At 60.6% G+C, this 22497-nt stretch carries 22 protein-coding genes; 19 read left to right on the top strand and 3 right to left on the bottom strand.

Annotated elements, in window-relative coordinates:
• Window positions 1-122: 122 nt before the first annotated feature.
• From V1286_RS39050 to V1286_RS27480, 9 genes are all read left to right on the top strand, one after another.
• Complete coding sequence (locus tag V1286_RS39050; RefSeq protein WP_417021282.1) at window positions 123-305, top strand: helix-turn-helix domain-containing protein; 183 nt, start codon at window positions 123-125, stop codon at window positions 303-305.
• 599 nt (window positions 306-904) lie between these two features.
• Window positions 905-2719, top strand: a complete 1815-nt coding sequence (locus V1286_RS27515; protein WP_334484935.1) for an alkaline phosphatase family protein — start codon at window positions 905-907, stop codon at window positions 2717-2719.
• 225 nt (window positions 2720-2944) lie between these two features.
• Window positions 2945-3805 (top strand): N-acyl homoserine lactonase family protein, encoded by an 861-nt coding sequence (locus V1286_RS27510; RefSeq protein ID WP_334484933.1) that lies wholly within the window; start codon window positions 2945-2947, stop codon window positions 3803-3805.
• Window positions 3806-3871: 66 nt separating this feature from the next.
• A complete protein-coding gene (locus V1286_RS27505; protein ID WP_334484931.1) occupies window positions 3872-4624 on the top strand; it encodes an ABC transporter ATP-binding protein in 753 nt (250 codons plus the stop codon).
• Window positions 4621-5322: an ABC transporter permease gene (locus V1286_RS27500; protein ID WP_334484929.1), complete on the top strand. Its 702-nt coding sequence runs from the start codon at window positions 4621-4623 to the stop codon at window positions 5320-5322. The genes V1286_RS27505 and V1286_RS27500 overlap by 4 nt, the downstream gene beginning before the upstream one ends.
• On the top strand, window positions 5319-6803 hold the full coding sequence (locus tag V1286_RS27495) for a GldG family protein (RefSeq protein WP_334484927.1): 1485 nt from the start codon (window positions 5319-5321) through the stop codon (window positions 6801-6803). Before V1286_RS27500 ends, V1286_RS27495 begins: the two co-directional genes overlap by 4 nt.
• On the top strand, window positions 6800-7321 hold the full coding sequence (locus tag V1286_RS27490; protein ID WP_334484925.1) for a hypothetical protein: 522 nt from the start codon (window positions 6800-6802) through the stop codon (window positions 7319-7321). The genes V1286_RS27495 and V1286_RS27490 overlap by 4 nt, the downstream gene beginning before the upstream one ends.
• Window positions 7318-8370, top strand: coding sequence for a HupE/UreJ family protein (locus V1286_RS27485; RefSeq protein WP_334484923.1), 1053 nt, complete (start codon window positions 7318-7320; stop codon window positions 8368-8370). The genes V1286_RS27490 and V1286_RS27485 overlap by 4 nt, the downstream gene beginning before the upstream one ends.
• A gap of 126 nt (window positions 8371-8496) precedes the next feature.
• On the top strand, window positions 8497-8706 hold the full coding sequence (locus V1286_RS27480) for a hypothetical protein (RefSeq protein ID WP_334484921.1): 210 nt from the start codon (window positions 8497-8499) through the stop codon (window positions 8704-8706).
• A gap of 94 nt (window positions 8707-8800) precedes the next feature.
• Here V1286_RS27480 and V1286_RS27475 read toward each other — a convergent pair whose 3' ends face one another.
• The 3 genes from V1286_RS27475 to V1286_RS27465 are packed head-to-tail and all read right to left on the bottom strand — an operon-like array spanning window position 8801 to window position 11606.
• Window positions 8801-10450 (bottom strand): Na/Pi cotransporter family protein, encoded by a 1650-nt coding sequence (locus tag V1286_RS27475; RefSeq protein WP_334484919.1) that lies wholly within the window; start codon window positions 10448-10450, stop codon window positions 8801-8803.
• Between the two features lie 45 nt (window positions 10451-10495).
• Complete coding sequence (locus V1286_RS27470) at window positions 10496-11284, bottom strand: DeoR/GlpR family DNA-binding transcription regulator (protein WP_334484917.1); 789 nt, start codon at window positions 11282-11284, stop codon at window positions 10496-10498.
• Between the two features lie 52 nt (window positions 11285-11336).
• Window positions 11337-11606: a hypothetical protein gene (locus tag V1286_RS27465; RefSeq protein WP_334484915.1), complete on the bottom strand. Its 270-nt coding sequence runs from the start codon at window positions 11604-11606 to the stop codon at window positions 11337-11339.
• Between V1286_RS27465 and V1286_RS27460 the strand changes: the two genes are divergently transcribed.
• The 10 genes from V1286_RS27460 to V1286_RS27415 all read left to right on the top strand — a co-directional run bounded on the left by V1286_RS27460 (window position 11605) and on the right by V1286_RS27415 (window position 22470).
• Window positions 11605-12621 carry an ABC transporter ATP-binding protein gene (locus V1286_RS27460; RefSeq protein ID WP_334484913.1) on the top strand — a complete coding sequence of 339 codons (1017 nt, stop codon included), beginning with the start codon at window positions 11605-11607 and terminating at the stop codon, window positions 12619-12621. The genes V1286_RS27465 and V1286_RS27460 overlap by 2 nt on opposite strands.
• Window positions 12622-12671: 50 nt before the next feature.
• The gene (locus tag V1286_RS27455) at window positions 12672-13949 is read left to right on the top strand and encodes an ABC transporter substrate-binding protein (protein WP_334484911.1); all 1278 of its coding nucleotides are present in this window, start codon (window positions 12672-12674) and stop codon (window positions 13947-13949) included.
• Between the two features lie 49 nt (window positions 13950-13998).
• Window positions 13999-14916 (top strand): carbohydrate ABC transporter permease, encoded by a 918-nt coding sequence (locus V1286_RS27450; RefSeq protein ID WP_334484909.1) that lies wholly within the window; start codon window positions 13999-14001, stop codon window positions 14914-14916.
• Entirely contained in the window at window positions 14913-15722 is an 810-nt protein-coding gene (locus V1286_RS27445) for a carbohydrate ABC transporter permease (RefSeq protein ID WP_334484907.1), read from the top strand. The genes V1286_RS27450 and V1286_RS27445 overlap by 4 nt, the downstream gene beginning before the upstream one ends.
• Window positions 15722-16561 carry an endonuclease/exonuclease/phosphatase family protein gene (locus V1286_RS27440; RefSeq protein WP_334484905.1) on the top strand — a complete coding sequence of 280 codons (840 nt, stop codon included), beginning with the start codon at window positions 15722-15724 and terminating at the stop codon, window positions 16559-16561. The genes V1286_RS27445 and V1286_RS27440 overlap by 1 nt, the downstream gene beginning before the upstream one ends.
• A 255-nt stretch (window positions 16562-16816) precedes the next feature.
• The gene (locus V1286_RS27435) at window positions 16817-18154 is read left to right on the top strand and encodes an extracellular solute-binding protein (RefSeq protein ID WP_334484903.1); all 1338 of its coding nucleotides are present in this window, start codon (window positions 16817-16819) and stop codon (window positions 18152-18154) included.
• Window positions 18151-19233 carry an ABC transporter permease subunit gene (locus tag V1286_RS27430; RefSeq protein WP_334484901.1) on the top strand — a complete coding sequence of 361 codons (1083 nt, stop codon included), beginning with the start codon at window positions 18151-18153 and terminating at the stop codon, window positions 19231-19233. Before V1286_RS27435 ends, V1286_RS27430 begins: the two co-directional genes overlap by 4 nt.
• A 4-nt stretch (window positions 19234-19237) precedes the next feature.
• Window positions 19238-20158: an ABC transporter permease subunit gene (locus V1286_RS27425; protein ID WP_334484899.1), complete on the top strand. Its 921-nt coding sequence runs from the start codon at window positions 19238-19240 to the stop codon at window positions 20156-20158.
• Between the two features lie 9 nt (window positions 20159-20167).
• Complete coding sequence (locus tag V1286_RS27420) at window positions 20168-20929, top strand: glycerophosphodiester phosphodiesterase family protein (protein ID WP_334484897.1); 762 nt, start codon at window positions 20168-20170, stop codon at window positions 20927-20929.
• Window positions 20926-22470, top strand: coding sequence for an alkaline phosphatase D family protein (locus tag V1286_RS27415; RefSeq protein ID WP_334484895.1), 1545 nt, complete (start codon window positions 20926-20928; stop codon window positions 22468-22470). Before V1286_RS27420 ends, V1286_RS27415 begins: the two co-directional genes overlap by 4 nt.
• Window positions 22471-22497 lie beyond the last annotated feature (27 nt).

Here is a 22497-nt window from a genome sequence, read left to right as displayed (position 1 = left end):
TCTCGCCCCGTCGAGCTTTGTGCGAATAGGAGGGCCACGTGAGATACAATCGACGAGAGAAAACTGGCCGACAACAGTCGCAAGTCAGTCTATCCGCTCCGAAAGCCGAAGAACCGAGCACGATGCCATTCGCCCAGCGGCTCACCTGCACGATTGACGATGCATGCGAAGTGACCGGCTTGGGACGCACGAAGCTTTACGAGTTGATAGGAGATAGGCGCATCGTCACGACAACGATCGGACGTCGGCGACTAGTAGTGGTGCGCTCACTTCTGGCGCTCCTTGACACCAACGTGTCGAACTAATGGACGTGCGACTTGAGGGAGCAACCCCACTTTCAACGCGCTTTTCCTGAGGCACTGATTTTGATGACACGACCGTGCTCCCTTAGCTGATCGAACTCGTCCGCCTACCACCGCATCATCCGCACGACCCTCCTGCCAGAATTCGGCGGCATGGGTCGCCACGAATTTCATTCGCCTCCTGATGTGCAAGTTGACGTTCGATCGCATCAGCTTGTCACCAGCCGCTTTCGTTCGGGAACGTTGACGCGGTGGATTCGAACCTGCAACCAGATCGTTATTAGCGGCAGAATATCGATCAGCTTCGCTGAATTTGCAGCATTTTTGTTTAATTTCGATCGGGTTCGTTGCGCTTTATTGAAGTCGTTTCTGGTGCGAAACTGGTGCGGCAGGGTGCTCCAACTTTCGAGCTAACATCGCGTTGGCGCAGTCAGGCCGCTGCCCGGGAGGCCTGAGAATGTCTGCTGTTAGCACCAAGCGGCGCCCGATTTAGTGACGGTTGATGTCGACTGTCGGGGGTAAAGCGGACCTTCCACAGCCGTGCCGCGAGGGTGCTTGGCGCAAACGCCTCTTTATCTCATACTGCGCTCAAATAATTCGCAATGTTGGGGGACACCATGGCGAAATTGGTCGTCTGCGCGTTGCTCGCTGTCCTGGCGAGCACGCTGCAATCCAATGCTCAACAGAACGTCATCCTGTTCGTCGCTGATGGTCTTCGGGCCGCTGCGGTCACGCCCGAGCGAGCGCCCGCATTCGCCCGGGTACGGGACACCGGTGTCAACTTCTCGAACAGTCATTCGCTCTATCCAACAATCACCACTTCGAACGCCTCGGTGATCGCGACCGGTCACCTGATCGGCGACACCGGAGATTTCGGCAATACATTCTACATGGGCTTTCCGGTTGCAAGCGCAGCCCGAACCGTAACGCCTTTCATCCAGGACAATGCGGTGTTGGGTGAGCTCAATCAGCATCACGGCGGTAATTTCATTGCCGAGCACTCGATCATGGCGGCGGCGCGCGAAAAGGGCTACTTTACGGCTGCCCTCGGCAAGGTCGGGCCGGTGGGGATCCACGATCTTACCCAGCTCGACGGCAAGACCACGATTTTTTTCGACGACGATACTGGCAAGAAGAATGGCATCGTCTTGCGGCCGGATGTCGTCGAGATGCTCAAGAAAGTCGGATTGGCGCTGGAAACTCCGGGGCGCGCTCAGCGCGAGAACCCCGGCAAGTCCACCAATATCGTTCAGCAGAAATATTATCGGGACATCGTCACCAAGGTACTGTTGCCGTATTTCAAGGAGAGCAAGAAGCCGTTCATGCTACTGTATTGGTCGTCCGATCCGGACGGCACCCAGCACTCCCAGCGCGACAGCATCAATGAGCTTGCTCCCGGCATTAATGGTCCGACGTCCCTCGCTGCAATCAAGGTAGCGGACGACGACCTTGCGGCGATCGTCGCTGCGCTTGGGGATCTTGGGCTTGAGACCGATACGAATATCTTTGTCACTGCCGACCATGGCTTCAGCACCGTGTCGAAGCAAAGCAAGACCAGTCCGGCTGCAAAACTGAAGTACGACAAGGTGCCCGAAGGGCAGTTGCCACCCGGCTTTCTTGCGATCGATCTTGCGCACGCTTTGGGCCTGCCGCTGCATGAGCCTTCCGCTGAAGGACCTGGCGTCGACTACAAGGCTGGAAAATATCCGCGCCGCGCCAGCGCTTCGATCGGCAACGATCCGGCCAAACCCGCTATCGTGGTCGGCGCGAACGGAGGCAACGATCTCATCTATCTACCGCAGGACAACGCCAAAATCCTGGCGAGGCAAGTGGTCCAGGCGCTCCTTGCGCAAGACTACACCAGCGGTATCTTCGTCCGTGATGACCTGGGACCAGTTCCAGGAGCGCTGCCGATGAGCAGAGTGGGCCTCAAAGGTGGCGCGCGAACGCCAACGCCGGCCATCGTCGTGAATTTCCGCTCCGAAACGACGGGCTGCGATCAGCCGCTGTTTTGCAGCGCGACCGTATCCGATACCACCCTTTTGCAGGGGCAAGGTCATCATGGCAGTTTTAGCCGCGCCGATACCGGAAACTTCATGGCGGCTATCGGGCCCGCGTTCAAGACAGGCTTCAACGATACGGCCCCGGTCAGCAACGCTGACATCGCTCCAACGCTTGAGAAGATCCTGGGTGTAACCCTCCCGCCGGTCGGCAAGCTGCGCGGCCGCGCTCTTACCGAAGCACTGACGGGCGGAAAGCCCGTTCGGCCGTGGCGACTGGATCTTGTCTCGAAGCGAGGCGACAACGGCCTGCGCACCATCGTCAACATGCAGTTCGTCGGCCGGACGCGCTACTTTGACGCCGCTGGCTTCCCCGGACGCACCGTCGGCTTGAAAGTGCCGGCGAGTGCGAGGTGAAGAGGCGCCACAGCTCACGGCCACGCCGCCGGCGAACGTCCTGAAGGTCAAGAAAAAGGCCGGCAAATGGCAGCTTTGACCGAGCGGGGCCTGTTTTCGATGGCATTCCCAACTTGCGTTTGGTGGGGTCCTCAATCTATTCTTGGATGGCTGGTCCGACCGCTTCGGGTCAAGCTCTGTGGCTGCACAGACAGCCCGTAAAACAAAGGCAAAGGAGGACACGCTATGACGAAGCATGTTGCCTTGAGTCTAGCTGTGGCGCTCGGCTTTGCGGCGATGGCCGCGCCGGCCCCCGCACAAGAGGGTCCGAAACTTTACGTCTTCACATCCGGTTCGCTGGGAGGCTTCCCGAAGGCCGCCCTGCAGATGGGCGGCCAGGGCAACATCGATTGGGCGCCCGTGAGCTTCTATGTGCTGAAGCATCCCAAGGGCAACGTCATCATCGATACCGGCAACAACGACAAGACGATCACGGATCCCGAAGGCTGGTGGGGACCGCTGGCCAAGGGATTTGGCCTAAAGATGACTAAGGACGACGCGATCCCCGCTCAACTCGCAAAGATCGGCCTGAAGACGGATGACATCAAGTACGTAGTGGCAGGTCACCTCCACCTCGACCATGGCGGCAATGTCGGACAGTTTCCCAATGCCACGCTCGTGGTGCAGAATGACGAGCTGAAGGCTGCCTGGTGGCCGGATGTCGGGTTTTCGATTTACTACATCCCAGGCGACTTCGCCGACACCAAGAAGATGAACATCGTCCGCCTCAATGGCGATCTCGACCTGTTCGATGATGGTTCCGTGCGCGTCATGCGCGCGCCCGGCCATACGCCCGGCAGTCAGTTCGTGGTAGTGAAACTTCCGAAGACGGGGTCCGTCATCCTCACGAGTGACGTTGTCTACCTGAAGGAAAATCTCGACAAGAATCTGATTCCGCCGATCCCGGGTACGCAATCGCCAGGAGATGCGTACAACAGCTATCAGCGCATTCGTCTCATCCGCGACGCCAACAACGCTCAGATCTTCTACGGGCATGACCCCGAGATCTTCAAGGCGACGAAGAAGGCGCCCGAATTCTACGATTGAGGACTCATTCGGCTGGGCTCCTTCGAGTCGACCCGGCCGACCGGCGTTGCGTTTTTGGGACCTTGCATGACCATCATGCCGAGCGATGCAGTGCCCGGCGGTATATCGACCGCGAGGGCGGATGCGCCGGCCATCTCCGCGATCGATGTGAGCAAAACCTACGGCTCGGTTTCGGCGCTTGACCGATTGACGCTCGACGTCCGAGCCGGGGAAATATTCGGATTGCTCGGGCCAAATGGCTCCGGCAAGACCACTTTCATGCGGCTGCTTGCGGGCTATCTTCTACCATCTGCCGGCCGCCTGACCGTGGCCGGGCTGGACGTCCTCAACGATTCGCTCGCGGTGCGCCGGCGTATCGGTTACGTGCCTGAATCGGCGCCGCTCTATCACCACATGCGCGTCGGTGAATTCCTCACCTTCATGGCGCGGCTGCGCGGCGTACCCGAGCGAGAAATCGCAAGCGCGGTTGCGCGCGTGGTCGCTCGGCTGGCGCTGTCCGCCGTGCTCGATAAGCCCACCGGGAAGCTATCGCGCGGCTATCGCCAGCGGACCGCGCTTGCGCAGGCGCTGATCCACGATCCAGATATTCTCATTCTCGACGAGCCGACCAATGGTCTCGACCCACGCCAAATCATCGAGATGCGGCAATTGATCCGCTCGCTTGCCGGTCGTCACACGGTGCTGATGAGCTCGCATATCCTGAGCGAAGTGCAAAAGACGTCCGATCGGGTCGCGGTCCTGCTCAATGGCCGTCTGCTCGGCGTGCGGGCTATTGCCGAGACGCCCGATCTTGAAGAGTGGTTCTTGTCCCTGACATGAAAACGCTGCGCATTCTGTTTGCCAAGGAATTGAACGCGATTCTGGCATCGCCGATCGGCTACACGGTTTCCGCCGTGTTCCTGCTGGTGCTCGGCTACACGTTCAGCCTCACGCTGTTCACAACCAAGGTCGCCAATCTGCAGTACATTCTCCACCAGATGTACGTGCTGTCGATCCTGCTGGTACCGGTATTGACCATGCGCAGCTTTGCCGAGGAGCGGCGATCGGAAACGCTCGAGCTGTTGCTCACCGCCCCGGTGGGCGAATTGTCCATCGTACTTGCGAAGTATGCGGCCACGCTGACGCTCGTGCTCGGCATGTTTGCAGCATCCCTGCTCTATGCATTGATCCTGGATCGCTACGGCGAGCCGGATTGGGGGCCGATCTATGCGGGTTATCTGGCGCTGATGCTGCACGCCTCGCTTCTTGTTGCAGTCGGTCTCCTGATGTCGAGCTTGACGGAAAATCAGGTCGTCGCCGCAGCACTGTCGATCGGCACCTTTCTAATGCTTTGGTTCGCCGATTCGGTCTCCTATCTGCTGCCGCCGCCGTTCGACAGCGTTGCCATCAACCTGTCGCTGATCGGCCATTTCAAGCCGATGGTCTCGGGCTCGGTTTTCCTGTCGGATGTCGGCTATTTCGTCACCGCGAGCATGCTCGCGCTGTTCCTCGCAACGTGGGGACTGGCGCAGCGATGAGTGCGGAGCTGGCCAACATCGGCTGGTTTTTCGGTGTCGTCGCCGCGCTTGCACTCCTGTTCGCGGCGGGGCTCAAGCTGCCGGTCCGGATTGGGTCAACGAGCCGTGTCGTCACCGCGGTGCTTGTTGTCGGTGCTGCCCTGACCGTCGCGATTCTCGCCAATGTCGCGCTGTTTCGCCACGACGCCTATCTCGACCTCACGCGCGAGAAGGCGTTCACGCCGTCAGCCGAGGCGCGTGACCTGGTGCTCGCACTGAAGGAGCCGATCGACGTCGCCTATTTCTATCAGAAGCAGAATCCCGGCGCCCGGGCGCTGACCACCATGCTCAGCCAGCTCGAGCGGCAAAACCCCAACTTTCACGTGCAACTGATCGATGCCGACCAGAGCCCGGCACTGGCGAACAGCCTCGGTGTCCGCACCTACAATTCCGCCGTGCTGCGCGCCGGCGACCGCCGCATCGAGGTGGTCACCACCGACGACCGGGAGATTGCGCTCGGCTTGCTGCGATTGATGCGCCAGCGCGAGATGGTGGTTTGCTTCGCCGCCGGCCATGGTGAGTACGATATCGATAATTTCGAATTCCATACGCATTTCGAGGGCGCTCAGAGTCACCATCACGATGCCTCGGGGCTGGCGGTCGTGCAGATGGAGCAGCATGGCATCGGACGGCTCCGGCGTGCGCTGGAGAAGCTCGGGCTGGTCGCGCGAAAAGTATCGTTCGCGACCGGACAGGCGATCCCGGATGATTGCGCTGTGCTGGTCGAGGCCAATCCCCGAACTGCCTATAGCCCGAAGGAAAGCGAACTGTTGCGCCGCTATCTGGAGCGCGGCGGCTCGGCGATGGTCCTCGTCGAGCCAGACTATGTGCTGGACGACAGCATCGCAGCAGTTCTGGCCCGGGCTGGTGTCAAGATCGGCGACGGCGTGATCGTCGACCCCAGGGATCACTATTTTACGGATGAACAGATGATCGCCGTATCACGCTACGGGACCCATCCGGTCACGCGCGGACTTTCGCTATCGTTCTATCCGGGTGCGCGGCCGCTTGAGACTGTGGCGGCAGCCGACGTGCGGGTCGTACCGCTGGCGACCAGCAGCACGGAGAGCTACATCATCAGCGATCGTCTCGGAAAGCGGGTGGAGCCGGAGACCGGACCGCCCGCAGCGCGGATCATCGTGCTTGCGTCCGAAGGACGCATCACCGAAGCAGCCAAGCCCTTTCGCCTGATCGTCGCGGGCGACGCTGACTTCGTTTCCAATTCTTTCTTTCCTTATCTCGGCAATTCCGATGTCGTGCTCGCAGGGATCGCCTGGCTGACGCGCGAGGAGAGGGCGCCGACCATGAAGCCCCCGGTCGAGGTCTTGCCGACGGTGACGCTTACCGGCGCACAGATGCGCGGCATCTTCATCGTCACGGTACTGCTGATGCCGGGCCTGGTCGCCCTTGCCGGGGTTGCGATGTGGTGGCGGCGGCGATGAACCGCTTCGCCTGGATCGCCGCTGCGCTCGCCGCGACGGCGTTCCTCGCAGCACTTGCCTTCACCGGCGGTCGAGGTGGTCCGGGACTCGCGCCGTTCAGGCCCGCCGGACTCCTGACCATTCCGGCCGAGCAGGTCCGCGAGGTCGAGGTGACCAGTGGTGATAGGCGGTGGTACTTTGTGCGCGGTGAGAGCGGTTGGCGGGCGGAGCGAGGGACGGTGACGGCAGGGTTCGAGGCGCGCCTCGAGGGTGCGGTCACGCTCCTGCGCAATTCAGGGCCGGAGCGGATCCTGACCGATGCCGAACTTGCCGGCGTCGATGTTGCGCAGTTCGGCCTGGATCCGCCACGGTCCCGTGTGATCCTCAGGGGATCCGGGGCCGACAGCTTTGCGATCTCATTTGGCGCAGCCAATCTGCTCGGCCTGTCACGCTACGCGAGGCTCGACGACAAGCGCGAGATCGCATTGCTCCCCGGCTTCGTCCCAGAGGCGTGGGAGCAGTTGGGAGGCGCGCCATGATCGGACGCGTCTTGCGGACGTGGTTGGCACTGGCCTTACTGTGGCCGGCCTTCGCGCTTGCCCACGCGACCACGACGGCGCTTGTGCGAATCGAACTCATCGACAATCGGCTGCATTACGCGCTGTCGATCGTGCTGCCCGAAATACCGAACAGATCCGTCGAACTGCTTGCGTCTGCGGTCAACGGCGATCGGCCAGCAGCGGAGCGAATTGCCGAATACGCCCGCCAGACACTTTCGGTCGAACTCGGCAGTGCGCGCTGCCGGATGGGCCGCGTACGGATCGGCGGTGCCGGCGCCAACGATGCTCGCGCCACGATCGAGATCGAGTTCGGCTGTGATGCCTCGCACGGCCGCCTCGAGATTGCCGAGGACTGGAGCGAGCTTCTGGGCGAGCATTATCGAACGTTGGGAAATTTGGGGACAGCCAACGGCGAGCGGCAGGTTAGCTTTGAGGAACCATTACGGAAAGTCGCGATCGACGTGGACCGCCCCGTGGCGACCGGATGGTTCGATTTCGTCAAGCTGGGCATCGAGCACATCATCACCGGTTACGACCATCTGCTGTTCTTGGTAGCACTGCTTGCAACCGCTCAAGGTTTTTGGTCCGTCGTCCGCATTGTCACAGCGTTTACGCTTGCGCATAGCGTGACACTCTCAATTGCCACACTTGATATTCTGACCATTCCGGAGCGGATCATCGAACCGCTAATCGCGGCGAGCATCGTCTGGGTCGCGCTGGAAAATCTGCTTGTGACCGAACCCGATCGGCGCCGCTGGATCTGGAGTTTTGTCTTTGGCCTCGTGCACGGCTTCGGCTTCGCATCGGCACTCGGCGAACTCGGCCTGAAAGGGGCGGCGATCGTGCGGGCGCTCGTCGGATTCAATGTCGGCGTCGAGATCGGGCAATTGATCTTTGTCGCGCTGTTCCTGCCGACGCTGGCCGTTTTGACGCGCGGACGCGGCGCATCATTGACGCCGCGGATCGCGTCCGTTGCGGTCGCCATCGTTGGCAGCTACTGGCTGGGCGAACGCATTTTTGGATGGTGATGCGTGCTATACTCGCAGTCGCATCATTTTTGATTGTGACATCATACCGGGATTGCTACCGTCTCGCGGTTGCAAGGCGAGTGTAGCAATTTATCTTTCGCGGGGGTGGTATGCGAGAGGTGGCGGATGGCGGCTATTGCTTGCAACCGCCGCAGTTGCGCTGCCGAAGGCGAAGGGCCGCGCCCCCTGATCGATGACGACAGCGTCCGCTCGCAGGATACGCTGATCTTCAACGCACGGGCTGGCTACCGATTCGATAATGGCGTGCGACTGCAGCTCGACGTGCTCAATCTCTTCAACGCGAAGACCAATCAGATCGAATGGACAACCTCCTGAAAGTTCACAGCTAGCAAAACTAGAGGCCCCGTCCTTCAGACAGGGCTTTTTTGTCATAATTTGCGATTGCCGTGCTCGACACGTCGTGCGGCGACTACGTCACGCGGCTTGGCAGAAGCGCGCCGCTGCGCTCCAGCACCGGATACGCCGCGGCAGCCACGATATGGGAATTGATCAGCTTGATATCCCGCAATAGATCGAGATGGATCGAACTGGCCTGAGCGGCCTGGAGATCGCCATTGCGCAGTCGGTTGACGTGCGAAGCTGTCGCTTTGGTTTCGGCGTCCCTGAACGCGACTTTTTCGTCCACCAGCAGGCGAGCGGTCCGCTGATCTTCAGTGACGAGTAGCGATGCTGCCGTTTTCAGATTGACGGATAGGCGCTCGATCATGGCGGTCAGCTCCTTTTGCTCCTCCTCGGAAAACACCAGGCCTCGCTTGAGCCTCTTGGAGGCGTGCGGCAAAAAATTTCGGTCGACTACGTCGCCGGCCTGCTCAATATTCATCGTGAATGTCAAAATCTCATTCAGACGACGATGATCCGCGGGATTTAACTCTTCTGGATCAAGCGACGTAAGGTAGGCCTTGATTGCGATATTCAGCTTATCCAGCACGTCTTCACGCCGGCGGGTCTCAACCAGCAATCTTCGGTTTCCCTTCGCTAGTCCCGCGTTCACTCCTTGGAGCATTTCCTCAAGCACGTCGGCAAGCCGTAGCGCCTCGCGAGATGCTGCGCCGAGCGCGACGATGGGTGTCTCCTTAGCCGCGGAATCGAGATAGAGTGGCCGTGCCGGGTCAGCCGGGTTGATGTTTTCTGGGAGCCAGCGGCGCAACAGCGACGCATAGGGCCCCAGAAGCGGCAGGGATACGGCAGCCACCGCAACATTGAAAAGGGTGTGAAAATCGGCCACTGCACGCGCGCTGGTTGGCTCGATCGCGGCCATGAAATAACTGATCGGGCCGAGAAAACCTATCGTTATGGCAACGCCCAGGATACGTCCGATCAGATTGCCTATTGGAAGCCGTTTTGCCGCCAGATCGTCGCCTCGGGGACCCTCCAAGAGGGGATTGATGGCCGTGCCGAGATTTGCACCGAGAACAAGAGCAAACGCGGCGTCAGCAGGAACCACGCCCTTCATCGCTAACGAGATGATGAACAGGACGATGGCGACGCTCGAATGGGCAGCCCAAGTCAGCAAAGCCGCCAGAAATACGTCCAGAAGCCACGAGGCGGAAACGGCGCCCAACACCATGCTCAAGACGGGTGAATCCTCGTAGCCAGTCATGAGACTAAGAAGCTGGTGCAACGCAAGCAGCATCAAGCCAAGGCCGATGAACACGCGACCGAGATCGTGTGCTTGGGTTCGCGAATCCCTGCGGAACATCACCATGCCGAGCAGAATGAGTGCTGGAGAGATCAGCACGACATCGAACGAGAGAACTTGCACGATCAGGGTCGTCCCCACGTTGGCACCCAACATGACCGCGAGAGCCGGGACCAACCCCACCAGACCTCCTGCTGCGAAGCCGGCCGTCATCAGTCCGGTGGCGGTGCTGCTTTGGAGCAGAGCAGTAACGCCCACGCCGGCGAGGAAGGCGCGAAGGCGGTTACGCAAGGCACGACCCAGAATGGAGCGCAATTTCGAGCCGAACGCGCGCTGCACGCCGGTCTGCACCATGTGTGTGCCCCAAAGCAGAAGCGCGATCGAGCCGGCGAGATCGATCAGGGAAATCAGCGGGGACATGATCGATGCTCTCCTGGAACAAGTCGACGAACTGAGCCGTCTGACTTACGCGGCGTCTACGGCGCCATCGCTGGCGGTATGTATCCGATCCGCGTATTGTTCGGCGATCGAACGAAACCCTGCCGGCAATGGCTTGTCGGTGAAGAAATGATGGCATTCGCCAAGATGGCCGCCGCGCACTGTAGCGTTGCGGCCAAACTTGCTGACGTCGGCGACCAGCAGGGCGATCCGACAATTGGCAACGATGGCCTGACGCGCCTGAAACTCATCCGAGTGAAAATCGAGCAGGGCGCCATCTTGATCTATGCCGCCGACCCCGAAAATTCCGAAATCCGCCTTGAAACCAGAAAAAAACCGTACTGCGGCGTCGCCGACGATGTCACGGTCGAGGGGACGCAGTGTCCCCCCGGCGATCGTGATTTCGACGTCTGGATTGCGCGCGAACGCCGCTGCCACGTTCAGGTTGTTGGTAATGATCCTCAAATCCTGACGATTGGACAGCGCCTGCGCGACATATTCGGGCGTGGTCCCGAGGCCGATCATGAGTGATGCGCCGTCGGGAATGAAATTCGATACCGCATGAGCGATCCGTCGCTTGGCGTCGGGGTTCAATCCCTGCCGGCTTCCATAAGCAAGATTCTGGTTCTGAACTGGAAGGCCGACGCCGCCGTGGATCCGTCGCAGCAGGCCTTGGTCGCATAGCTGATTCACCGCGCGGCGAACGGTCTGCTGCGTGACGACGAAATGCCCGGCAAGATGTTCGATCGAGGCGAAGCCCTGCTCGCGCACGATCTCCAAAATACGGGCCTGTCGCTTGGTGACGGTTGTGAGCATGAAATCCTTCTTGTCGTCAAAAAGTATCATTCGAACATAAATTGCGCAATTTCTATTTCATTCGCTCGCACTCTGTGTTCAGATGAACATCGGAGGAATAGATAATGCGCGTGCGCGGAGAAAAGCCTTGGAAGGCTTCCCGGGCGATGGGCGCGGGAACGGTCGACCAACCGTAGAACAGGTCCTCGTCACGGCCGGATCGCTCGCCTGCGCTGGCTGGCTGATTGAGAATGATGTCAGGACAAAAGAAGCAACGGACCAAGACGCTTTCGCGCGACTTAACGTGCGCGGCAGCAGCACAACGTTGAACCGGATAGATCATGTCGGCGATTACGCTGGATCACGTTTCCAAGAATTGGGGTCCCATGCGGGCCGTCGACGACGTGAGTCTCACGGCGGAGGAAGGCTCGCTACTGGTGCTGCTCGGTCCATCGGGTTGCGGCAAATCCACGACGCTTCGCCTGATTGCAGGTCTTGAGCAGCTCGACGGGGGCACAATTGCGATCGGCGGCACGGACGTAACCAATCTCACGCCGGCCCAGCGCAAAATCTCCATGGTGTTCCAGTCCTATGCGCTGTTTCCGCATCTGAGCGTGGCGGAGAATATTGTCTTCGGCCTGCGCGTGCGGCGTGTGTCCCGCGCCGAGCGCGATGCGCGGCTCAAGCGTGTTGCGGATATCGTCGGCCTCGGACGTTTGCTCGAGCGCAAGCCGTCTCAGCTGTCCGGCGGTCAGCGCCAGCGTGTCGCACTCGGACGCGCCATCATCGCCGAGGCGCGGGTTTGCCTGATGGACGAACCTCTTTCAAATCTCGACGCCAAGCTGCGTCACGAGATGCGGACCGAGATTCGGGCGCTGCAGCAGCGACTTGGAATGACGATGGTCTATGTGACGCACGATCAGACCGAGGCCATGACTATGGCAGATCGCGTCGTGCTGATGCGCGACGGCCGTGTCGAGCAAAACGGCTCACCGGAAGAATTGTACAATAGGCCAGCGACGGCATTCACGGCGCGATTTATCGGAACGCCGCCGATGAACTTGATCTCGCAGGGCGACCGCCTCATCGGCATTCGACCAGAGCATATTCAGATCGTGGCGCAGGACGGTCAAGCCGCGCGCGTAAAGACCGTCGAGCATCTGGGTGCCGACAGCATCATTCTGTGCGAAATCGCGGGTCAGCCGGTTTCGGTGCGGCAGGACGGTTTCAGCAAGGCTCAGCCAGGCGATGACGTCAGGCTTGCCTGGGACGCCGGCCATGAACATCAGTTTGACCAGAAATCGGAACGGCGGCTGGAGCCGATGCTCAATGAGGCACGGCGTATTGCAACTGGCTGAAACTGAAACGACGGTCTCGGCGCGGCAAAAAAGTAACATGGGAGGACGACATGATATTGGTTCGACGAACAATGCTGGCGGCGACTGCACTCGCGGTGCTACTTTTGGGCGCGCGTCCCGCTGCGGCTGTCGATTTGACCATGTATTATCCGGTCGCGGTGGGCGGACCGGTGACGAAGATCATCGACGACATGGTCTCCCGTTTCGAGAAAGAGAATGCGGACATCAAAGTGACCGCGGTCTACGCCGGCAACTACACCGATACGATGACCAAGGCGATGACGGCAATGAAGGGCGGTCAACCGCCGCAATTGTCGGTGCTGCTGTCGACCGACGTCTTCACACTTATGGACGAGAACGCAATTGTGCCAATGGATGGTCTTGTCACTGACAAGTCGTGGTTCAAGGAATTCTATCCGGCGTTCATGGCGAACGGACAGATCGACGGCAAGACCTGGAGCATTCCGTTCCAGCGCTCGACGATCGTGCTGTACTGGAATAAGGACGCCTTCAAGGAAGCGGCCCTCGATCCGGAAAAGGCACCTGCGACCTGGGACGAAATGGCCAAAATGGCCAAGAAACTTGTCAAGAAGGATGCATCGGGCAACACCACGCGCTGGGGCGTCGAAATTCCGACAACCGGCTACGCCTACTGGATGCTGCAGGCGCTTGCCATCGAGAACGGCCAGAAATTGATGAACGAACCCGGTAACGAGGTTTATCTCACGGCACCAAAGACGGTGGGCGCGTTGGATTATTGGGTCGACCTGTCGCGCAAGCATAATGTGATGCCGACTGGCACCATCGACTGGGCGACGCTGCGCACCGATTTCCTCGAAGGCAAGACCGCGATGATGTGGCACACCACTGGTAACCTGACTGCGGTCAAGGACGCTGCCAAGTTCAACTTTGGCGTTGCCATGCTGCCTGCCAAGGAGCGGCGCGGTTCGCCGACCGGCGGTGGCAATTTCTACATATTCAAGAGCGCTTCCCCCGAGCAGCAGAAGGCCGCCGTGAAATTCATCCAGTGGATGACAGCTCCTGAGCGCGCAGCGGAGTGGAGCATGAAAACCGGTTACGTCGCGGTTTCTCCGGCGGCCTATCAGACCCCGGCGATGGAGGCGTATGCAAAGGGTTTCCCTGCCGCGACCGTTGCCCGTGATCAGCTTGAGCATGCCGTGCCGGAATTGTCGGTTCACGAAAATGGCCGCATCTACAAGTTTGTGGGAGATGCCGTGCAGGCGGCGGTCACCGGCGCGCAGAAGCCGCAGGAGGCACTTGCTGCTGCTCAGCAGCAGGCCGACCGCGTACTCCGCGCGTATAAATAAAAAGAAGGGGGCCGGGTAGGGATTCGCCGCCACTCGGCCCAATAAGCCAATGTCCGATCAACTCGTCATGTCATCAGTTGCGCGCCAGGCGAGATCGCACGCGTGGTGGAACGCAGTGAACGCCTGGCTGCTGTTGTTGCCGGCGGCCGTGCTGCTGCTTGCGTTCACGCACTACCCGATATTGGCGACAATCCGGCATTCCTTCTTTATCACGCGCCGGAATGGCACCGAGGCCTTCGTCTGCCTTGACAGTTATCACTCGATGGCAGCCGATCCGATTTTCTGGAGAGCATTAGCCAACAATTTCTGGTTCGCGCTCGGTACCATTCCGACGTCGATCGCGCTGGCGCTGCTGATGGCGATCTGGGTCAACCGCAATATGCGAGGACGCGGCTTCCTGCGGCTCGCTTATTTCACGCCCACCGTGCTGCCGATGATAGCGGTCGCAAACATCTGGCTGTTTTTCTATACGCCGGACTATGGATTGCTCGATCAGTTGCGCGGATTGTTCGGTTTCGGGGGCTGGAATTGGCTTGGCGATCCAAGCACAGTGATGGGCTGTCTGATCGTCATGGTGATCTGGAAGGAGGCCGGCTTCTTCATGATTTTCTATCTCGCCGCGCTTCAGCAGCTTTCGCCTGATCTCGAGGAGGCGGCGGCCGTGGAAGGAGCGAGCCGCTGGTACACGTTCCGGCGGATCACCTTCCCGTTACTGATGCCGACCACGTTATTTGTTGCCATCAACGCGGTCATCAATTCATTCAAGTTGGTGGATCACCTTGTCATCATGACCAAAGGCGGCCCCAATAACGCAAGTACGTTGCTGCTGTATTACATCTATGAAGTTGCATTCACGTTCCAGGATTCGGCCTATGCAGCAACGCTGACCGTGGTGCTGCTGGTCTTGCTGAGCACCGTCGCATTGATCAAGTTCGGCTATCTTGATCGCAGGATCCACTATCAATGAACGGGCGGACACATCCTCTTGAGGCAGTTGCCGCGTGGCTTTTGGCGCTGCTGTGGCTTGCGCCGCTGGCCTACGCGTTCTGGAGCGCACTGCATCCTGCCGCTTATGCAACGTCGTTCAGCCTGTCTGCGCCCTGGACGCTGGAGAATTTTGCGCGGGCATGGCATCAGGCGCCGTTCGGTCGTTACTACTTGAATACGGTCATCCTGGTTGTTCTGATCCTGATCGGACAGCTCGTCCTCTCAACGCTGGCGGCCTACGCCTTCGCGCGCTTCAAGTTCAAAGGCAGCGGCATCGCGTTTGCGCTCGTCCTGCTCCAATTGATGATTATGCCCGACGTACTGATTGTCGAGAATTACCGCATGATCGGAAAGCTCGGATTGCTGGACACCATTCCGGCGATCGCGCTGCCGTATCTCGCGAGCGCGTTCGGCATCTTCCTGTTACGCCAGACATTCAAGAGTGTTCCGCTGGAGCTGGTGGAAGCGGCCCGGGTCGAGGGGGCAGGGCCGTTGCAGATCCTCTGGCGGGTTTACGTTCCGCTGGCGCGGCCCACCTATGTCGCGTTCGGTCTCGTTTCGGTCAGCTATCACTGGAACAATTTCCTGTGGCCGCTGATCGTCACGAATTCGGTCGAGGCGCGACCTCTGACGGTAGGGTTGGCGGTGTTCGGCGCACCGGAAACCGGCGTAGACTGGTCGATCATCACCGCCGCGACTGTAATGACGATGGCGCCCCTGTTGTTCGCGTTCCTGCTGTTCCAGCGGCAGTTCGTCCAATCCTTCATGCGCGCGGGTATCCGCTGATGCGGTTGGTCACGTGGAATATCCAGTGCGGAAAGGGTTGCGATGGCGTGACCGACCTGGCGCGGATCGTTGCCGTCGCGAAGGAAATGGCCGACGCCGATGTCTTCTGTTTCCAGGAGGTATCTTCCGGTTTTTCCAAACTCGATGGCGATATGGATCAAAGTGCGCAAATTGCTGCACTGCTACCCGGTTATCTGCCGGTGTTTAGACCGGCTATCGAAACGATGGACGGCGCGAACGTATTACACCAATTCGGGAACATGACGCTGTCGCGCTTGCCGATCTTGCAGATTGCCAATCACCTTCTGCCGTGGCCGGGAGCAGGTGCCATGCGCAGCATGCGCCGTCACGCGCTGGAGGTCACGGTTCAGGCCGCGTTCGGCGCTCTGCGGATCGTCAACACGCATCTCGAATATCACTCTGCAGGCCAGCGCGAAGCCCAGATTACCCGGCTGCTGGACCTGCAGCAGGAAGCCTCGACGAGCCCCAAAGTGTCCGATTCACAACACAACGACCCTTACGGAGGTCAGACGGTGGCAGCGTCGAGCCTACTGTGCGGTGATTTCAACTTCGATGTGTCTGACTCGCAGCACGCGTTGATTCATCAATCGGTGCGTTCCGGCCTCAACTATCGGGACGCATGGACCATCTGTCACCCGGGCCAATCGAGATCGCCGACCTGCGGACTTTACGATCATGCGCAGTGGGTTGATGGCCCCGACTGTCGCGATTTTATTTTCACGACAGAAGATTTGACCGGTCTGGTCCGCCGCGTCGAAGTCAACGGCAAGACCGACGCCTCCGATCATCAACCCATCCTCATCGAACTCGCTGATTGAGCAGATGGCGCGTCACTCCAGCGATCGAGTAGGGGGCCTTCCTGAGCCAATGCCCGGCCGTGCTCGCGGTCGATCGTGCCAGGCACCTTGCGCACGGACCAACCGGACTTAGCGAGCGGCGCTGAAGTCGCCCAAAAATCACCGCACCCGGGCCCTTTCATCATACCGACACATATGTCATTGTAGAAATACAAATGATCGCGGACGGGTTTTTTGAGGCGCCGGCTTGCCGGACCGCGGGAGGGAGGATTACCCATGAAGAAAACGGCATTCATGGCGGTTTTGTTGGGGGTTTTGGCATTGGCAGCACCTGCGCAGGCGGCACGCGTCGAGGTGCAATGGTGGCACGCCATGAGCGGCGTGCTGGGCGACCGGCTCAACGAACTTGTCGAGAAATTCAACGCCTCGCAGGACAAATACACCGTCGTCGCGGTCGCCAAGGGCAATTACGACGAGGTGACCAATGGCGTAATCGCGGCCTATCGCGCCAAGCGCCCGCCCGAAATGGTGCAGATCGCCGAGCGCGGCTACCTGACGATGCTGCTCTCCGGCGCGATCGTGCCGGTGCAGGATCTCCTGGATCAGAAGGGCTACAAGATCGACTGGCCCGACTTCATCAAGCCGGTGGCGAGCTTCTGGAGCTATAAGGGCCGGATGTCGGCGATGCCGTTCAACTCCTCGACCCCGATCTTCTGGTACAACAAGGAGCATTTCCGCAAAGCGGGCTTCGACAAGCCGGCTGACACCTGGCAGGAGCTGGAGGCGCAGCTTTATGCCATCAAGGCCAAGGGCGTCAGCGAGTGCGGCACGGTACTGCCGGGCGATTTCTATTGGAGCCTGCTGGAGAACTACAGCGCCATCAACAACCAGCCCTACGGCACGCTCGCCAACGGCTTCGGTGGGCTCGGCACCGAATTCGTGTACAACAAGACCAAGGTGGTCTCGCAAGTCGCGCGCCTGAAGAAATGGCTTGACGATGGCGTCCTGCAGATCGCCGGCCAGGGTTTAAGCCCGGAGCAATTGTTCACCTCCGGACGCTGTTCGACCTTCGTCAACTCGACCGCGTCGCACGGCAATATCGAGCGCAACGCCAAGATCGAGTGGAGCGCCACCTTCCTGCCGCACGAGAACGATATCAATCCGCCGCTCAACAGCACCATCGGCGGCGGCGCGATCTGGGTGATGAAAGGCCATACGCCGGAGCGCTACGACGCGGTCGCCGCTTTCCTCGATTTCGTCGCTCAACCGGAGACGCAAGTGTGGTGGCATGGCGTGACCGGTTACGTCCCGGCGACCAGCAAAGCCTATGCGCTGGCGCGCGAGCGTGGCTACTACAAGGAGCATCCGACTCGCGAGATCGCGGTGCTGCAGCTCTCGCGCGGCACGCCCAACGACAATTCGCGCGGATTCCGTTTCGGCAATTTCGTGCAGACGATGCTGGCGCAGCGCAGCGAGGTCGAAGCGGTGTTCACCGGCCAGAAGCAGCCGCAGCAGGCGATGGATGACGCCGTCAAGCGTGGCAACGAAATCCTACGGCAGTTCGAGAAGCTTAACGCCGGAAAAGACGCCGAGGCGGGCCGCGAGCCGAAATGAATGCAAGCTCGCCGATCGCAAGCTCGCCGATCTGGCCGGAATCGCCCGCGGTGCAGGTAGCGCAGCCTTCCGGCCTGGTCAGATCGCAGCACCCATCGCCCGGCGCAACCGTTGCCGAGCATAGCCCAGTGACGCCCCGGCCCATCAGGGCGCGGACGCCCAAGCGCGGCCAGCCCGATCGCGAGCCGGGGCTGAAGCGGGCGAATTTCGGCCGTGAGGCCGGCTTGCCGACGCTATTGCTGCTGCCGCAGTTGCTGATCCTGGTTTGCTTCTTCTTCATCCCGTCGCTGCGCGCGCTGATGCAGTCTGTGCTGCTGAGCGATCCGTTCGGCAGCAACGTCCAGTTTGTGTGGTTCGACAATTTCAAGGCGCTGTTCGCAAGCGGCGAATATCGCCAGTCGATTGTCACGACGATCTGGTTCACGGTGACGCAGAATGTGATTACGCTTGCGGTCGCCGTGGTATTGGCATTCGCCAGCGACCGGGTGGTGCGCGGACGTTCCGTCTACCGGACCCTTATCCTGCTGCCCTATGCGATCGCGCCCGCGATCGCCGGCATCCTGTGGGCGTTCCTGTTCAATCCGGTCGTTGGCCCGCTCGCACACATGCTGCACGCGCTCGGGATTTCTTGGGATCCCAACCGAAATCCGAACGATGCGCTGTGGCTTGTGATCATGGCGGCGTCATGGAAGCACATCTGCTACGACTACATCTTCCTGGCCGTCGGCCTTTTGGCGGTGCCGGCCTCGCTGATGGAAGCGGCTGCCGTCGACGGCGCCGGGCCGATACGGCGTTTCTTCCTGATTGCGCTTCCCATGCTTGGACCAACCGTCTTCTTCCTCGCCGTGATGAACTTCATCTACGGTTTCTTCGAAACCTTCGCCATCATCGATGCGGTCACCCATGGCGGGCCGGCCGGCGCGACCAACATCCTGGTGTACAAGGTCTATGTCGACGGCTTCATCAATCTCGACCTGGGCTCCTCGGCGGCGCAGTCGGTGCTGCTGATGACGTTCGCGCTGATCTGCACGCTGCTGCAATTCCGCTATTTCGACCACAAGGTCAACTACGGGGTCTGACCGCATGGTGGAACGCGCGCCCGTCCTCGACACGATCTGCCACGCGATCCTGATCGCCGGTGCGCTATTGGTGTGCGTGCCGCTTTACTTTGCGTTTGTCGCGGGGTCGCTGACGATCGCCGAAGTGCAGAAGGTGCCGCTGCCGTGGCTGCCGGGAGGCCAGTTTGTCGCCAATCTGCAGGCGGCATGGGCCAAGGCCGATTTCAGCCGCACGTTCCTCAATTCCATTGTGGTGGCGGTTGGCATCACCGCCGGCAAGATCGCGGTGTCGTTACTCTCCGCCTTCGCCATCACTTATTTCCGCTTCCGTTACCGGATGTTGGCGTTCTGGCTGATCTTTATGTCGCTGATGCTGCCGATCGAGGTTCGGATCGTGCCGACGTTCGAAGCGGTGGCGAATGCCGCGCTGCCGCTGCAATGGCTCGCCGATATGCTTCACGTTGCCGATCTCTGGAAATGGATCAGCGGTCACGATGTTACGATCACGCTGGAATGGAACATGGTCAATACCTATCCGGGGCTGATCCTGCCGCTGATAGCGTCGGCCACCGCAACCTTCCTGTTCCGGCAATTCTTCCTCACCGTGCCGGATGAATTGTGTGAGGCCGCAAGGCTCGACGGCGCGTCGCCGCTGCGTTTCTTTTGGAGCATCCTGCTGCCGCTGTCGGTCTCGAACATCATCGCACTCGCGATCATCCTGTTCCTGTTCGGCTGGAACCAGTATCTGTGGCCATTGCTGTTCACCACCGACAAGGACATGGCGACCGCCGTGATCGCGCTGAAGAACCTAATCCCGCGCTCCGACAGCGAGCCGGCCTGGAACATCGCCATGAGCGGCGCGCTGCTTACGATGCTGCCGCCGACGCTGGTGATATTGCTGTTGCAGCGCTGGTTCCTCAAAGGGCTTATCGACAGCAGCAAATAGGGACGAAGTATGGTTTTCATCGCCGGACACCGCGGCGCTCGCGACCTTTGGCCGGAGAACAGTCTGCTCGGCTTCCGCAATCTATGCGGACTTGGCGTCGAAGCGGTCGAGTTCGATATTCACCAGAGCGCCGACGGTGGGCTCGTTGTCATTCACGATCCGCTGCTCGATCGCACCACGCATGACACCGGACTGGTCGGGGTCCGTACGTTGAAGCAATTGACCGCGACGCGCCTGCGCGACGCCGGCGAGGAATGCATTCCGACGCTTGATGCCGTGCTCGACCTGTTCAGCGATTCACCGCTCGAACTTCACATCGAGATCAAGACCGACGCCTTCGGCAATCCCTATCCGGGCATCGAAGAGCGTCTGGTCGACGCGGTGAAGCGGCGCGGACTCGAGCAACGCGCCGTGCTCACCTGCTTCGTGCCTGGCGCGATCGAGATTGTGCGACGGCTGAACCCGCAGGCGCGGGTGCTGGTCTCGCTGGACCGCCGGTCGGCGGAGATGATGGGCGGCATGGCGACGGCGCTCGACCGTCTGGCCGCCATTCCCGACTGCATCGTGGCGATCGAGAAGTCGCTGCTGGCGCTGGCGCAGCCGCTGGCGCTGAAAGTTCTGGGTCGCGGCCGGCTCGGTGCCTGGGTGACGAACGAGCCGCAGGAGATCGCCCACTGGCTGGCGCAGCCGGTGCGGCAGATCACAACAGACCGGCCCGATCTCGCGGTGAATATCCGGCGCGAGATGATATCCGCGGCCGCGCCATCATGAGCAGCCTCATGATTCCACGCCGGCGATTCCTCACCGGCTCGCTGGCCAGCGCTGCGGTGGCTTCGCCATTCGGGATCGTGCGCGGTGCGCCGGTGACGTTCAGCACGGATCCATACACGCTCGGCGTTGCGTCCGGCTGCCCGCGCGAGGACAGCGTCATCCTATGGACACGCCTCGCGCCGCGACCGCTCGAGGAGGGCGGGATGCCGGCTTCGCCGGTCGAGGTCGAGTGGCAGGTTGCGGAGGATGAAGGATTTGCGCGCATCGCAGCACACGGCGTCGTTCGCGCGACCGCGGAGCTTGCGCATTCGGTGCATGCCGAGGCGAAAGGCCTGCGGCCGGGCCGCGTCTACTGGTACCGGTTTCGCGCCGGGTCGGCGGTGAGCCCGGTCGGGCGCACCCGCACCGCGCCGGCCGGGGGCAATAGCCGATTCCGTTTTGCCTTCGCTTCCTGCCAGCAATACGAGCAGGGCTACTACGCCGCGTATCGTGACATGGCCGCGCGCGACCTCGATCTGGTCGTGCATCTCGGCGACTACATCTACGAGAAGTCCTGGGGCTCGCGCCACGTCCGCCAGCACGGCGTCGGGATTCCGACAACGCTTGCTGAATTCCGCAATCGCTACGCACTCTACAAATCCGACGCCGACCTGCAGGCCGCGCACGCCGCCTTTCCGTGGCTGTCGGTCTGGGACGACCACGAGGTAGCGGACGACTATGCCAATGATCGCTCCTACACGACGCGCGATCCGGAGCATTTCCTGAAAATCCGGGCCGCCGCCTATCAGGCCTATTACGAGCACATGCCGTTGCCGCCGTCGGCGCGTCCGCATGGCCCAAACGCGACCATCTACGAGCATTATCGTTTCGGCGACATGCTGGACATGCTGCTGCTCGATGACCGTCAATATCGCTCCGCGCCAGCCTGCGTGAATGGCGGACGTCCGACATGGGTACAGGACTGCCCGGAGCGCACGGAAGAGATGCGTAGCATGCTCGGGCGTCCGCAGGAGCAATGGCTTGATGCACGGTTCCAAGACAAGCGCGGGCGCTGGACCGTCGTGGCGCAGCAGACCTTGATGGCTGAAGCCAAGCGAAAGGACGCCGAGAGCGGTGACCGCTTTTGGATGGATGGCTGGGATGGATATCCCAATGCCCGCCGCCGCCTGCTCGATTCGGTCGTCACACACAAGGTGCGCAATCCGGTCGTCATCGGCGGTGACCGCCACGCTTACTTTGCTGCCGATCTCAAGCGCGAGTGTTCGCGACCGCGCGAGTCGACCATCGCGGCCGAATTCGTCGGCACCTCGATCACCTCGCAAGGGCCAGGCGAGAGCGCCGTGCGCAGCGCGCTCGCCGGCAACCCGGAACTGATCTATGCCAATGGCGAGAAGCGCGGTTACGCGGTTATGGAGCTCGATTCGCGATCCTGCACGGTCGGCTTCGAGGCGGTCGACGACGTCAAGGACGCGCACAGCGCGGTGCGTCGGCTCGCAACCTTCGTGGTCGAGGATGGCGTGCCCGGCGTGAAGGCAGCCTGAATTGAACAGCTTCCACCAACAGAGCTT

This window comes from Bradyrhizobium algeriense, assembly GCF_036924595.1.
Classification (GTDB): Bacteria; Pseudomonadota; Alphaproteobacteria; order Rhizobiales; family Xanthobacteraceae; genus Bradyrhizobium; species Bradyrhizobium algeriense.
The sequence above is the reverse complement of the archived record's forward strand: the minus strand, read 5'-3'. Positions and strand labels throughout refer to the sequence as shown.